This window comes from Mucilaginibacter sp., from assembly GCF_965201005.1.
GTDB lineage: Bacteria > Bacteroidota > Bacteroidia > Sphingobacteriales > Sphingobacteriaceae > Mucilaginibacter_A.
The window spans coordinates 1,551,973-1,565,941 of the sequence record NZ_OZ241747.1 but is presented as its reverse complement, the minus strand read 5'-3'; the positions used below and the strand labels follow the sequence as shown (position 1 = coordinate 1,565,941).

Here is a 13,969-nt window from a genome sequence, read left to right as displayed (position 1 = left end):
ACACACCATTTTATAGGTGATAAAAGAAGCATGCTGTTTTTACTGCCTAAAAATTGGATTATTTTTGGATGCCAGTTATCAGAATCCACTATCATTCAATGCAAAATTATTTTTACGTTCTTTCCATTTGCCTTTGGTGAAATCCGGGAATTCCTGCGGTTTGTTGCCTTCGGCGATGGATGCCTCCGACAGCGGCGTGATCACACTCATGGTCACCGAGTCGTAAACATCTATCGGCGTTTGTTTCTTTTGTTTAACCGACTGGACGAAAGCATTGAACACGAACCAGTCCATCCCGCCATGCCCTGCGCCTTCCGCTTTGTCGGCATATTTTTTCCACAGCGGATGGTCATATTTTTCAAACCATTCAGAAGCAGGGTCCCATACATCGTCTTTTTTAGATTGATGTTCGATATAAACGCTTTTGTTCACGTCCATCCAGATGCCTTTGGTGCCTTGCACGCGGAAACCCAAAGAATACGGGCGCGGCAAATGCGTATCGTGACTTAGCAAAACCGTTTCGCCGTTTGCACAGTTGATCATCGTCGTGATCACATCGCCGTTTTTATAATTGATCTTTGCATTTTTATTGCCGGGTGCAAGTTCTTCTACATAAGCAGCCAGCCCTTTCGCTTTGGAACTGAAGGAAACCAGGTTGGTGAAACGGTTCCCCCGGTTGATATCGATATACTGCATGGCCGGCCCGGCACCGTGCGTTGGATAAATATCCGCATTCCGGTCGATATTAAACTGCGTGCGCCATTGTGCCTCGCTGTATGCAGCCGGGCCGAATTCTACACCTCCGCCGTAAGGCTGCTTCCCATTATTAAACAACACGTTTCTGAGGTTATGCTGATAACCGCCTTCCACATGAACAAGCTCGCCGAAAAGACCTTGCCGTACCATATTTAATGCGGCAAGTACGTCACGGCGATAGCAAACGTTTTCGAGCGTCATGTAAGGAACCCCGGTTTTTTCAGAGGTGCGGACAATGTCCCAGTGATCCTCCAAACTTAAACCTGCCACTACTTCGCAACCTACATATTTTCCGGCATTCATCGCGTCAATAGCCTGTGGATGATGAAACTGCCAGGGCGTGGCGATAATCACGGCCTGAATATCTTTTCTTTCGAGCAGCTTTTTATAAGCATTGATCCCGCCGGTATATTCCTGCGGAAGTTTTTTGCCGGCTTTTTTAAATTGTTCCCGGCAATGCTGCAATGAATCTTCCTGGGTATCGCAAATAGCAACAATTTCTACATCATCGCGTAGCAAACCTTCTGCAATATGGTTCCGGCCGCGCTCGCCTACACCGATATAACCCAGTTTAACTACGTCTTTTACATTTGCGAAAACCGTATCCGAAGACAAGATGCTGAAACCGGCTGCAGCAATCGCCCCCTGTTTAATAAATTCCCTTCTTTCCATCATCAAAATTGTTTTATGTATGATTTATTAAAATTATGAAATATTTTACTGTTGCATAAATTATCCCCATAAAAAAAGCACGTATTCTGCCTTTAAGTTATCAGTCGTATGAACCTGTCCTCTTGCTGGTTGTACAGCCGCAGCAGTTCAAACTGATTGCCTGCCCTCACCAGGTTTTGCCCCGGATAAGTGATATGATAATAGGGATCTCCCTTTAAAAAATCTGTCAGAAACCTTAAGGCTTGCATGTAGATCATCATTTTGCCTGAATAGATGAAAAGCGTTTTTTCTTTCGGCGTCAATACTTCTCCCATTTCCTTCATATATCCGCGGTAAATGGCTATAAAAAAATCTTCCCTGACCCGGATTTTAGAGAAGTCACGTTCTTCTTCACCGGCGGGCGAAAGGCAGGTACGCAGCATGTCGCCCACGTCACTGAGATAGAAACCGGGCATAACCGTGTCCAGGTCTATCACACAAAGGCCTTTTCCGCTCTCATCAAAAAGTACATTGTTGATCTTGGTGTCGTGATGCGTAACCCTCAACGGAATTTCGCCTTTACCGGTCATTTGCTCATAAGTTTCTGCAATACCAATATTTGAAAAAGCAGCCTCAACTGCTTCATTTGCCATGTCAATCTTGCTTTGGCCTGCCTGTGCATGGGCCGCTTTAAATTCTTTCAGGCGCAAATTCAGGTTATGGAAATCCCGGAGCGTATATTTCAAGCCATCGATGTCAAAATCTTTTAACAGCCTGGTAAATTTCCCAAATTGTACCGCTGCTTCATAAGCCTGCTCCTGATGTTGAAGGTAATCTATCGTATGAGAACCTTGTATAAAAGGCGACAACCGATAAAACGCGCCGTCTGCCGACCGAACAAGGTATTTGCCAGATAACGCAGGAAGTGGTGCCACAAAAAGATATTCCGGAACAGTGTTTTGCAAAAATACTTGCAGCTTTCTGATATTGTCTGCAATGTCTTCAGGACATTTAAAAATTGTATCGTTGATTTTTTGCAGGATGAAAGAACTTTCACCGGCACTTACTTTCCAGGTATAATTGATCAGGCCAGAACCGAATTTTTTCAACTGGCAATCGTCCCGATTCAAGCCAAATTGTGTTAAAACACCGGCTATATTATTTTTTTCAATTGCTTCGTACTCCATTTTTTAATTACCGAATCAATATTTTAGGTGATAAAAGAAGCATCGCAAAAACGTTTGAAACAACTTCATGATAAATATCGGTTAGCCTTTTTTGCATAACAGGTTTCTGTACAAAAGTATAATAACAATTTTTTAGGTGATAAAAGAAGCATTGCCTACTTCCGTTATCAGGATAAATTAACAGTAAGGCAAGATTCCCGTTAGAAAACCTTGCCTTACTGATGATTATATTTTGAACCAGTTTAAATTTTTGACAACAATTTTATGATGCTTCTTTTATGCCACTAAATTTAGTTTTTTATAATTTATCGTGATCCAAAACCTGTAAACATCACCAAATTTTAGGCGATAAAAGAAGCATGTAAGAATTCAGGGCGAGATTTACACAAGCCCTGAATTTATCAATATGTTGATTAACTACTTCATATCCCACCAAATCCTGCCTTTGGTATCCAAAGTACTTATTCCATAAGCCGGGTCTTTGGCAATCATATTTTTGATGGCCAGAGAATAGTTTGCAGAGTTTTGATTAGAACCTGAGCTTAAATCCAGCGAATTTCTGCGGGGGATCAGCAGGTTTTGGCTGCCGTCCCACAGGCCTTCTAAATACGCAATACTGGACCCATCTCCGATTGCCCCGTTGTTTCCTGCCCTTACATCTGTAAATTGCGGATAGCCGGTACGTTTCCACATGGCCCAGGCTTCGTCAGGCTCTGTTAAAAAGTTTACCCAGGCTTGAGAGTAGATGCTTGGCAGGCCTTTGTAAGGAAGTGTTGTGGCAAAATTACCGATCACCACATTAGTTGCGTTCGGAACATTGATCGAAATGGCAGCGGCTTTATATTGATCAAATGATGCCTGCACACCAGCATAAAACCATTGTGAAGCGGATTTGCCCAAGCCGTTGCCGCCTTTTTCGGCTATTTCGGCCATCATAAAACAGGTTTCGGCATAGTTTAAATATGGTGTCCTCATTTTTATCGTGCCCGGATCTGATGCGTAAATTTCATCCGTGTGCATTAAATTCGGGGAAGAACGGGCATCAAAACCGCCAAAACCACCGTTTTTAACAAAAAAACGACTTTGTATGGCCGACAGCAAGCCTAAATTTTGAGTACCAGTACTACCAATTGTAAAGGTTTTTATACTTGTACCTCCGGTAAAACCGTAAGTAGAACTAACAGATGCCGGAAATACGTGCTTTCCCCAGTAACGGACCATGTTCTCTGTCTGTAACAACGCAGCTTTAGCCGCAGCATTGCCGTTTTGCTGAACGTTTGTATAACCAGCGTAATTTGCCCCGAAATCATTCTCACGCACCATAAACTTAATGCGTGGGTCGTTGGTTGATTTTAAGAACTCTACAAACGGAAACGCAGCATCATAATTGAACAAAATAACATTGATATCATCCACATTGTTGTTCCAGTTGCGGGTTTGATCGTAACCGAACGAACCTGCATTTGAAGAGATGATGTTGCCGGAAAAGTTTGTGGCAATATCGTTCAACACACCTGTTAGGTTCGGTGCGTCGCGTTTTTCATAACGCTGGGCAATTTTGATCCGTAACGTATTTGCAAACGCCAGCCATTTTGTATAATCACCGCCAAAAAAGAAATCCTGATTGCCAAGGGCAAACTGTCCGCTTGTATTATTTTTTAATAATGTTGCGGCATCTTTCAATTGCTTGTCATACACTTTATACAAGGTATAATCATAATCATACACCGGCAACGGGTATTGTACATCATTAAATGCCTGTAAATAAGGCATTGCCCCAAAAACATCTACAACCCGCCAGGCAAGATATGTATCTACAATGGAACTTATGGCTTTCAGTCCCTGATAAGTTGCCTGCTGATCTGCAGGCAAAGAATTGATCTTATCCATAATACGGTGCATGTCCCTGCCCATGCCGGTATAATAATCATTATAATAGGGGAAGCCCGGATTTGGCCCTGTTGTTTTAGTCGGGTTCCAATAGGCGTTGGCAAGCCCTGCCCCATCAGCCCCATCAGCCACGATATATTGCATATACGTCATGGTAGTCCCATATTTCTTGGAAGTATTGTTGCGGCCGGTTAAACCAAAATCTGCCGTGGCACCTGTAAAAAGGATTTCAGGGCTCACATCGCTTAATTTATTCGGATTGGTGTTCAGGCTGATCAGGTCTTTTTTACAGGATGGATTGGCTAATGCGAAAGCAACCAATCCTAATATATATATCTTTTTCATCTGTTTAAATTATTGTTAATGTTTAAATGCTATGTGTGCGTTGCCGTACATCAAGCTTCAATTTTGTAATAAGCTGTTACAAGGTTATGTTTAATGAAACCGCGTAGTTACGATAAAAAGGCACGCCACCGGTAATATAAGGTCTGAACGGATCGTTACTTTGTAAGGATTCTGGGTTTTGATCAGCAGATAATGTTTTATATAAGTAACCGACATTACGTGCGGTAAGGTTTAGCCTTGCCCCTCTTAACCCTACTTTGCTTACTAAGCTTACCGGCAATCTGTACCCAAGGGTTATTTCGCGCAGCATGATCCAGCTATTTTTAGATACTGATTCATTGGCATTCAGATTAGTACCATAACCATAAAAGGTATTGTAATAAACAGAAGCCTTTATTGGCTCAACCAAGCCCTGGTTATAAGCGTCCCTAAAAGTCATTCCTGCTATGCTGGTGCCCGGTTTAAGCGGGCTCATTTGTCCTGCATCAAAAACTGCATTCGGAACTACACCATCATACCTGGTTTGTCCGGTATAAGAATCGATACGGGCAACGCCGCCATGCTCCTGATCGCGAAACTGTAGGGTTTGTGCCAATGTACCCTGGCCCATTGCATAGTTGTAAGCTTCAGAATACACATCGCCGCCAAAACGACCGTCAACCTGGGTAAATAAGCTAAAGCTTTTATACCGAAGCGTGCTGCTGATACCGCCTACAAAGTTAGGCTCGATGTTGCCAATGTTGATCCTTTTTTGGGTGTTGGAATATACCGGGTTTACCAAATTGTAGTTTGCCAGGTCATACTTTAAGTTTGGATCTGTATTGGTTATCCTGCTGCCTACCTGAAGTAATGGAAAACCGGTTGCAGGGTCAATTTTAGAAGAAGAACCTACATCAGCAGTAAGTACACCGAAAGCACCGCCTTCATAAGCATAAACATTGGCCCCATCGTAACCGCCGCTTAATTCCCATTCTGTGATCCCGTTGCCCAGGGACTTGATCTTGCTATGATTGACCGCACCGTTTATGGCAAAATCCAAATGCCAGTCTTTTGATCTGACCGGTGATACATTTACCAAAAATTCAAGCCCCTGGTTCTGGATATTGCCTGCATTGATGAACAGTTTGCTGTAACCGGTTTCGATAACGGCCGGTAAATTTAATAATTGATTAAAGGTATTGGATTTGTACCAGGCAAAATCAACGTTGACCAACTCATTGAACAACCCGAAATTTGTACCCAATTCAATAGAACGCTGTCTTTGCGGTTTTAAGTTGAGGTTTGGTTTTACATCGCCGTTAAACTGCGTGGCCGAAGGCACAACCTGGTTGTTATTGTTTATAATACTACCGGCATTATAACCGTTTCCGGTGCTATACGGACCGGCAACACCGGCATTACCCACATAAGCCAAAGAAGCCCTTAACCTGCCGGATGATAACCAGTTTGGCATTTGTGCTTTAAATTGATCGTAAAAAGAGTAAGAAAGGTTAGCTGAAGGATAGAAAACAGAATAGTTGTTTGCCCCGGGCACAGTAGTCGGGTACGTTAAAGTTGACAGCCAGTCATTACGGCCGGTCAGTTCCAGGTTTACAAATTCCTTATAGTTTAAGTTCAGGTCCCCTGCTAAACCAATTGTACGGGTTGAAGGTTTTGTAATTCCATAACCAATATAGTTATTATCGTTATTGTAGGCCTTAACATTGTTGATGGAATTTGCCAGGAAGAATTGATTTGGCACTTTTAAACCTCCATCAGTGCTGGCATTGGCCTGTTCGCCCATCATGTCGCCATAAATTTCATTAATCAAACGAAAATCTATGTTCAGATCCTTGTTCATTACTTTTTTAGAAGCATGGGCCATAAACAAAAGGTTGTAATTAGTAGTGTTAGAACCACTGACTGCATAAGAACCGCCTGTGTTATTGATCAGGTTGCCCATGTTTTTGGTTTCACTAAAAATTTTATAAAAGTTGATATTGCCTTTACCGGAAAAATCCAGCCAAGGCGTAACCTGTGCTTTTAACTGCACATAGCCCAAAAATGAATTTTCCTGTCTGGTGAAGTTGTTTTTATCAAAAATGGAAAAAGCACTCACCACGCTGTTTAAATTGCCATAAATACTGCTGTTGTCGATGGTATTGTCCGGTTTACGATATTGTGCATACCAGGCCGCGTAATCTAAATTCCGGGGTAAATAATAAGTATTAAAGGCAAGGTTTTGTCCTCCGCCGTAATTATATCTGCCTTGTGCATAATAATTTTTACTAACCGTATTGGAATAAGATACACCAACTTCGGTAGAAAACACTTTATTTAAAGTAGCCCCACCTTTAAAATCAAACGAGTTTCTGTTTAAACCATTGTTGGGCAGCATCCCTTTGCTGGAGTTGTTGGTATATGATAACCGGTAATTGTATTTATCACCGCCCCCGCTGAAAGCTATGTTATTGTTAACATAGTTACCATTTTGATAAAAGGTTTTCCAGTTGTCCGGCTGCGGAGAATATGGGACTAATTTGGTCCTGTCGTAAATTGCAGGGTGCAAACTTCCGTCCATCCTCGGCCCCCAGCTGCCTACCGTATTGGCCTGAGTACCATCAGGTGCAAAATTACCTTCCCGGGTTGCAAAACTGCCCCGTCCATAAACATTTTGAAAGGCAATAGGGCTTTTGTAAATAGTTTGAGTTTGATAGGTAGAATTAAATTCGATACCTAAACCCTGGCCTGCTTTCCCGGTTTTGGTGGTGATAACAATGGCACCGTTCAATCCCCTGGAACCATAAATGGCCGTGGCCGCTGCTCCCTTTAATACGGTTATGGACTGATAATCGTCAGGGTTTAAGTTTTTCAGCTGCGAACCGGCGTCGGCATCATCTGCATTCTGCAGATTATTTTGCAGGATGTTTCCGTCAACCACAAAAATCGGCTGGTTATTTGCCTGGCCGGGCTGGTTGCCCAATACTTTTGCACCCCTTATCTGGATATAAGGAGAAGTTTGCACACCGGCAGCCGACATAACATTGATAGTAACACCTGCAACTTTACCTTGCAAAGCCGCAATCGGATTAACCGTGTTTGTCCTTTCAATCTCATCGCCCCTAATTGTACTAACGGCATAACCCAGGTTTTTATCTTCTTTTTTAATACCTAAAGCGGTTTCGGTTATGTTTACCTCATTCAGTGCATTGGCAGCTGATGCAAGGCTGACCGAAAGGTAACTGTTTGCGCCAACCGTAACCTCTTTGGTACTAAAACCGATAAAGCTAACAACCAAAACATCATCACTTTTTGCCGATATCGAAAACTTGCCGTTGATATCTGTACTAGTTGCTGTTTTAGTGCCCTTGATGGTTACACTGGCCGTAGGCAACGGCTGTCCCGTATCATCTTTCACAATGCCGGTAACTTGTTTTTGCTGTGCAGAAGCCAAGGCAACAAAAAAGCTTAGCAACATACAGAGCAATAAGTGTTTGGTAAACATTCTTCTCATTTTGTTTTTGATTTAATTGATTAATAATTGAAGTATTTGATTTGATGGTTTTAAAGCTTGTTTAGATTAATATCTGAAACATTTATAATGCTTCTTTTATGCCTGTAAATTCCTTTTTTAAAAAGATTATATCGATACAAAAGCAACATTTACCGGTTTTTGTGTGGTAAAAGAAGCATGGAAATTAACTTGAATGAAATTTAAAGAAGTTTTTAGTAAAAATGTAAATATCATATGTGATTTTTTATTTTGTTCAAAATTTATCTGTCATAATTTTCCATGACCAAGGCCGCGGCACCAATAATTTCTGCCTCATGGCCAAGTGTCGAAACTTCTATTGCTGTTTTTTCAGCTATTTTCGGGATGCAGTGTTCATTGATGGCCTGCTGCACAGGAGCGAGCCATAATTTTCCTGCCAACGAACCTCTTCCACTCAACACGATCAACTCCGGATTGAACAAATGGATCAGGATAGCCGCACCCCGGCCAATATTATATCCTATGCCAGACAGTAGTTCCACAGCAAACTGATCTCCGTTTAAGGCAGCCTTAATAATTGCCGTTGTTGTTTCGTCAACATGATCTGTAGTCAAATCTTTCAAAACCGATTGTCTCCCCTGCTTCAACCCGGCTAACGCCTGTGCAACCATTACCAAAAGGGAAGTTTCTGTTTCCATACAGCCCATTTTTCCGCAACTGCACAATTTGTCATTTACAAACATGGGTATATGGCTAAATTCCCCGCCGAGGCCATTGCTTCCCCTAAACATGTTTCCGTTAAGAAGCATCCCCAGGCCAACCCCCCAGCCAATATTGATCACCATTACGTCGTGCTTCCCACGGGCAGCCCCAAACTTAAGTTCTGCCAAAGCAATAAGGCTGGAATCATTGTCGATAAAAACCGGCAACCCTATTGCATCACCCACCAAAACCCTGATGTCTTTTCCTTCGGTATCTAAAAAAGAATGGTTAACGCCTTCTTTCAAATCCACAAAACCCGGCATCCCGATCCCTATACCTGCAATTTTATCGTTTGGAAGCCCGGAATTTTTTATTGTCTGTGAAATTGAATTTACCAATACAGAAAGTGTTTCGGGGTTTTTTGACAACGGAAGTTCAAGCGTTTTAACCGGCACGATAAACCGGTTTTGCATATCCATAACGGCTATGCGCGTTATAAACTGATCCATAGCCACCGATACCACATACAGCATATCCGGTTTAAGGGAGTACATAATGGGGCGGCGGCCGCCGGTTGAAGCTGCGTAGCCTGTTTCCACCACAAAACCTTCTTTAATTTGCTCGTTTAAAATTTTGGTTGTTAAGGGCAGGCTTTTGCGGATGTTACGGCTCAACTGTGCACACGAAAGCATCTGCCCAAAATAAAGCTGCCTGATTATATTTTTTCTGTGGCCCGCCGTTTTCTCCACCTTAATTTTCCTTTGACATCAAACGTTTCATCATAAGATCAGCTATTCAGGTACTTCTTTTATCCTTTAAAAAATAGAAGGATTTGATTGGTTTACGAGAAGGGTTTTTCATCTTTAATTTTCTAAACGCAAAAAATAAAATGAAATCTTCTGGTTATATATTGATATTATAATACGAAGATATATTACTTTTTAAAATAAACAAAAAAGTTTTATAAAATATTTAAAAAGTCTTTTTGTGAAATTTTATAGTAGTTTTTTTTAGTACAAAATAGTAAATCAGCAATTTAGATTGTAAACCTGAAAGCTTTATACATTTTCAACAGCATAATTTAAGTACAACATGTATCAGGTTTTCAGAAAAATGCAATGCTTCTTTTATCAACCTAAAATCAGTTTTAATTTTTGTACCGATAAAAACAGGCGGATTTTTAGGTGGTAAAAGAAGTATCGAAGCTTGTTTGAACTTTGCCGAAAAAATCTATAATGCTTCTTTTATGGCTGTAATTCTTGTTTTGAATTTTATTCCGATAAAAGAAGCATCGGTTTTAATGTTTTTTAGGTGATAAAAAAAGGACAGCAAACAGCTAAAACAAAATCCAAACAAGATCTGCTATTCAGAAAAGGCCGCATTCGTACTGGGGTTTATTTTAAACCGCCTTCTCCTTTATAAAGATCAACCGGCCCATCTAATTCTACGGCCAGAACAGACATATAATCGTCTTGCACCGATGTGGGCACATGGATATAAACCAGACCAGGCACCGGGCTAAATGAAACTTTTCCTACTATTTTATAAGAAAGCGTTTGCGCTGTGCCCACAACCCTGATCTGTTTTATTTTATTCTTTAAACCTTTGATCACTACATCACCGTTAACTTTTCCGGGCAGGAACAAATATAAGGTTGCGCTATCTTTTGATAAAGTGGTCGGACCGTAAAAATGGCCCGGCGACAAGCCTGCCAGGGTGTTAAAAATTGCTTCTACGTGCTTTTTGTTCCACTTGCCCAGCTCTTTTAAAACGTGTACTTCCTGCGGCGGAATGGTTCCGTCTTCTTTTGGACCGATATCCAGCAGCAGGTTGCCGCCGTTGCTAATGGCGTCGGCAAAAATGGTAATGACCTGGTAAGGTGTTTTCCAGACAGTGTCCTGCGGCTGGTAGCCCCAGTTATTGTTGATCGTCATGCAAAGTTCCCACCAGTTGAATTTTGGCCTGGTTACGGGAAAATTTTGTTCAGGCGTATCATAATCGCCATAGCCCTGCAAACGCCCGTTAATAATTGCGGTAGGTTTGATCTTTAATATATTTTTGCGGACCGATGCAGCCTGCCACTCATCGGCAGAATGTTCCCAATCACCGTCAAACCACCATAAATCGGGTTTATAGGCAGTGTTAACTTCGTTGATCTGTGCCTGGAAAAACTTCTGGAACCGTTGCCAGCGCTGCGGGTCATTGCTGATTTTGTAGCGGCTGCTGTCTTTGGTAAAACCAGGATAATCGGGATAACTCCAGTCGATCAAAGAAAAATAAGCACCTTTTTTAATACCGCGTTCATCCAGTGCAGCATAAAACGGTGCCAGCAGGTCGCGTTTTGCGGGCGTGTTTTTAACAACATTGTAATGCTTTTCTTTTGTTGGCCAAAGGGCAACGCCGTCATGATGTTTGGTGGTGATCACCGCATAGCGCGCGCCGCTTTCTTTAATCAGCGAAGCCCATTGCTCCGGATCATATTTTGAAGCCGTAAAGCCTTTTAACTGCTTCATATAATCCGCGTAGCTGATCTTTTTGTTATAAAAACTCCAGCTTTCGTCAATCCCGTTAACGGCATAAATGCCCCAGTGGATAAAAATCCCCAGCTTGGCATCGGCAAACCACTGCATCTTTTTCCGGATAGAATCAGGGTTTACTTTTGATTGTGCAAAAGCTGAGGCAGATATGGCGATTGCAATTGCTACGGCAAATGCTGTTTTTATCATTGTTTTTTTTGTCATGATCTGTTTTGGATGATTAACAATGCTTCTTTTAGCACCTAAAAATTGGTGTGCCTGTTTACTCCTTTAATCGGATACGTTTCTTAAATTTCTCTGTCCCGTTCACCAGTACTTTCAAATAAAAACGGCCTTTGGGGAAACGGCTCAGGTCATACGTAAATAGGCCTTCTTTTAGCTGCGGATAATCATGTTCTTCCACCATTTTATCTCCCGGGTCGGTGATGATCTGCACTTTTACGTCTTCGGGAAAATTAGCATAATAGTCAAAAGTGGTTTTATCGTTGGTACGCGTTGGGTAAAGGCCGAACGAAGTTTGTGCCGTAACTGGCGCAACCGGCCCGCCTACTTCAAAAGCGTATTGTACAGAATTACCAAAATCAGAGTCGAAATCTTTGATCATGGCGCCGTTTTTATTCAGCAGGCGCACTTTTCCGCGTCCGCCTTTGGGGTTGGCCCAAAATTCCAGTCCGTTGCCTGCCGTATCCCTCAGCATAAACTGATATTGGCCTTTCGGGAGATGCAAGGTATCGCGGTAAACCGTGTTTGCCGTTAACGAACCTAAAGCCCGTTCTTTTACGGTTTCCCCTTTTTCATTTACAATTGCATAACTGTTTTGCGCTGGCTGGTTATTGGTGAGCAGATAAACGACCAGCACACTGTCCTGCTTCGGAACCGCTTCAAATGCACCAATGATTTTGTTATCGGCCAGGTAAGCGTCCTGTTTCCCATTCGGCAACATCAACTCAACCTCAAATGCGTTTATTCCGGTTTTAGCATCAACAGTGCCGGGCAGCTTAATTACAGCAGTTGCGGCAGGTTTGATAATCCCTTTCCAATCCGTAACTTTTTGGGGGAAACCTTTTGTACCGTATCGGATGTGCAGTTTTTTGATCGCCGCAGAACCCATGTTTTTTACCAAAATTTGCGGCTTAATGCTGGATGGGTTTTCGCGCCGATAAGCATCTTTTAAAGAAGGCGTAATCACATCTTCCATGGCGATATCGTTTTTTACAGCTGCTTTTTTATACTGGATCAAATACGCGCTGATCACCTCCGTGGCACTGGGTTTGGAGGAAATATAGTTTTGCATATTGATGTCGATGGTGTGCTGTTTGCGTGATTCTATGTTCAGGTCATAAATATCAGGCTGCATCAAAGTGCCCGGGCACCAGTTGGCGCGGTTATAGATCCAGGTTCCGGCCTGCGGGTACAGCGGGTTATCGCCGCAGGTTTTCCAGATGCTTCTTTTATCGATCATTTTTCCGTCATACCAAAGCTCCCGGTATTTGCTGCAAAACTCGCCGCAACCGTCCGGTGTATCCATTCCGTGGCCGGTTTGCACGACACGCAAACGCGCAAAACCCGCCTGTTTTTGGGTATCGAAAACAACCGGTTTCAGTGCTTTTTCGATGCTGTTGCTGCTGTCGCCATAACTAAAGGAACCGTCATAAATCTTTTGGATGGCAACGGGTTCCCAGGCAGGTTTTCCTTTCACAATTTCAAAATCCAGGGTAATGCTCCAGCCGCGGTCTTTGTTCGGTTCGTATCCGGTATGGTTGTATTCAATCTCCACACTATCGCGCAGCAGCATACTAAAATCGGTCACGTCAACTTCCCACTCAAAAGTCCAGTCTTTGCCAAAAGCACCGCCATAAGGGGTCAGCATCCGGCCAATTTCGTAATCCTGTGAAGCACCTCTTTTACCGCCTTTTCTTCGGATGGTAATGTGGTCGTCATAATCCCAATCGGCACAGCGCATGCTGTCCGGACAGCCGAATTTGACTTTCAACTTGATCTGGCGCACAGGTATATTGGCCGAAGGAAATTTGCCCCAGGCTTTGTAAAGTTTAGACCCTTTTGCCGGATCGGTTACAACGGTAACGCGCTTGTGGGTGATCACATGAAGCGTATCGGCCGCATTGCCGTTTTGCGCCAGGGCAAGGAAGATTGCGCAAAAGCAGTAGAAAAATTTTTTGCAGAAGAAAAACCCCATTCTGTATGATTTAAAAATTTGAACCATAAATTAACCAAATGCTTCTTTTACCACCTAAAATTTGTTTTTATTTTCTGCGGAAAAAAACAAAAGCAAATACGGATTTTTAGTTGGTAAAAGAAGCATCTATCATTCATAAAATGATTTCTGTGTAGTTACATACCCGGTCGGCCTTACAACCGTTCCGTTAAAAACACTGTCGACTTTAAAATTTACTTTTCGGCCGGGCTTG

The 13,969-nt window shown here is 42.4% G+C and carries 7 protein-coding genes; all 7 read right to left on the bottom strand.

Annotation, left to right across the window (positions count from 1 at the left end; translation table 11 throughout):
* Nucleotides 1–78: 78 nt before the first annotated feature.
* Nucleotides 79–1,428, bottom strand: coding sequence for a Gfo/Idh/MocA family protein (locus ACOFKR_RS07245; protein WP_419803627.1), 1,350 nt, complete (start codon nucleotides 1,426–1,428; stop codon nucleotides 79–81).
* Nucleotides 1,429–1,520: 92 nt separating this feature from the next.
* Complete coding sequence (locus ACOFKR_RS07240; protein ID WP_419803351.1) at nucleotides 1,521–2,594, bottom strand: phosphotransferase enzyme family protein; 1,074 nt, start codon at nucleotides 2,592–2,594, stop codon at nucleotides 1,521–1,523.
* A 417-nt stretch (nucleotides 2,595–3,011) separates the two neighbouring features.
* The gene (locus ACOFKR_RS07235) at nucleotides 3,012–4,829 is read right to left on the bottom strand and encodes a SusD/RagB family nutrient-binding outer membrane lipoprotein (RefSeq protein ID WP_419803350.1); all 1,818 of its coding nucleotides are present in this window, start codon (nucleotides 4,827–4,829) and stop codon (nucleotides 3,012–3,014) included.
* Between the two features lie 76 nt (nucleotides 4,830–4,905).
* Nucleotides 4,906–8,322: a SusC/RagA family TonB-linked outer membrane protein gene (locus ACOFKR_RS07230; RefSeq protein ID WP_419803349.1), complete on the bottom strand. Its 3,417-nt coding sequence runs from the start codon at nucleotides 8,320–8,322 to the stop codon at nucleotides 4,906–4,908.
* A gap of 260 nt (nucleotides 8,323–8,582) precedes the next feature.
* Nucleotides 8,583–9,695 (bottom strand): ROK family protein, encoded by a 1,113-nt coding sequence (locus tag ACOFKR_RS07225; protein ID WP_419803348.1) that lies wholly within the window; start codon nucleotides 9,693–9,695, stop codon nucleotides 8,583–8,585.
* A 702-nt stretch (nucleotides 9,696–10,397) separates the two neighbouring features.
* The gene (locus ACOFKR_RS07220) at nucleotides 10,398–11,744 is read right to left on the bottom strand and encodes an alpha-L-fucosidase (RefSeq protein ID WP_419803347.1); all 1,347 of its coding nucleotides are present in this window, start codon (nucleotides 11,742–11,744) and stop codon (nucleotides 10,398–10,400) included.
* 58 nt (nucleotides 11,745–11,802) lie between these two features.
* The gene (locus ACOFKR_RS07215) at nucleotides 11,803–13,644 is read right to left on the bottom strand and encodes a peptide-N-glycosidase F-related protein (RefSeq protein WP_419803346.1); all 1,842 of its coding nucleotides are present in this window, start codon (nucleotides 13,642–13,644) and stop codon (nucleotides 11,803–11,805) included.
* Between the last annotated feature and the right edge of the window lie 325 nt (nucleotides 13,645–13,969).

Bases quoted from the DNA above. Each gene is read 5' to 3' on its own strand.
- ACOFKR_RS07245 (WP_419803627.1), bottom strand. From the start codon at position 1,428: ATGGAAAGAAGGGAATTTATTAAACAGGGGGCGATTGCTGCAGCCGGT.
- ACOFKR_RS07240 (WP_419803351.1), bottom strand. From the start codon at position 2,594: ATGGAGTACGAAGCAATTGAAAAAAATAATATAGCCGGTGTTTTAACA.
- ACOFKR_RS07235 (WP_419803350.1), bottom strand. From the start codon at position 4,829: ATGAAAAAGATATATATATTAGGATTGGTTGCTTTCGCATTAGCCAAT.
- ACOFKR_RS07230 (WP_419803349.1), bottom strand. From the start codon at position 8,322: ATGAGAAGAATGTTTACCAAACACTTATTGCTCTGTATGTTGCTAAGC.
- ACOFKR_RS07225 (WP_419803348.1), bottom strand. From the start codon at position 9,695: ATGCTTTCGTGTGCACAGTTGAGCCGTAACATCCGCAAAAGCCTGCCC.
- ACOFKR_RS07220 (WP_419803347.1), bottom strand. From the start codon at position 11,744: ATGACAAAAAAAACAATGATAAAAACAGCATTTGCCGTAGCAATTGCA.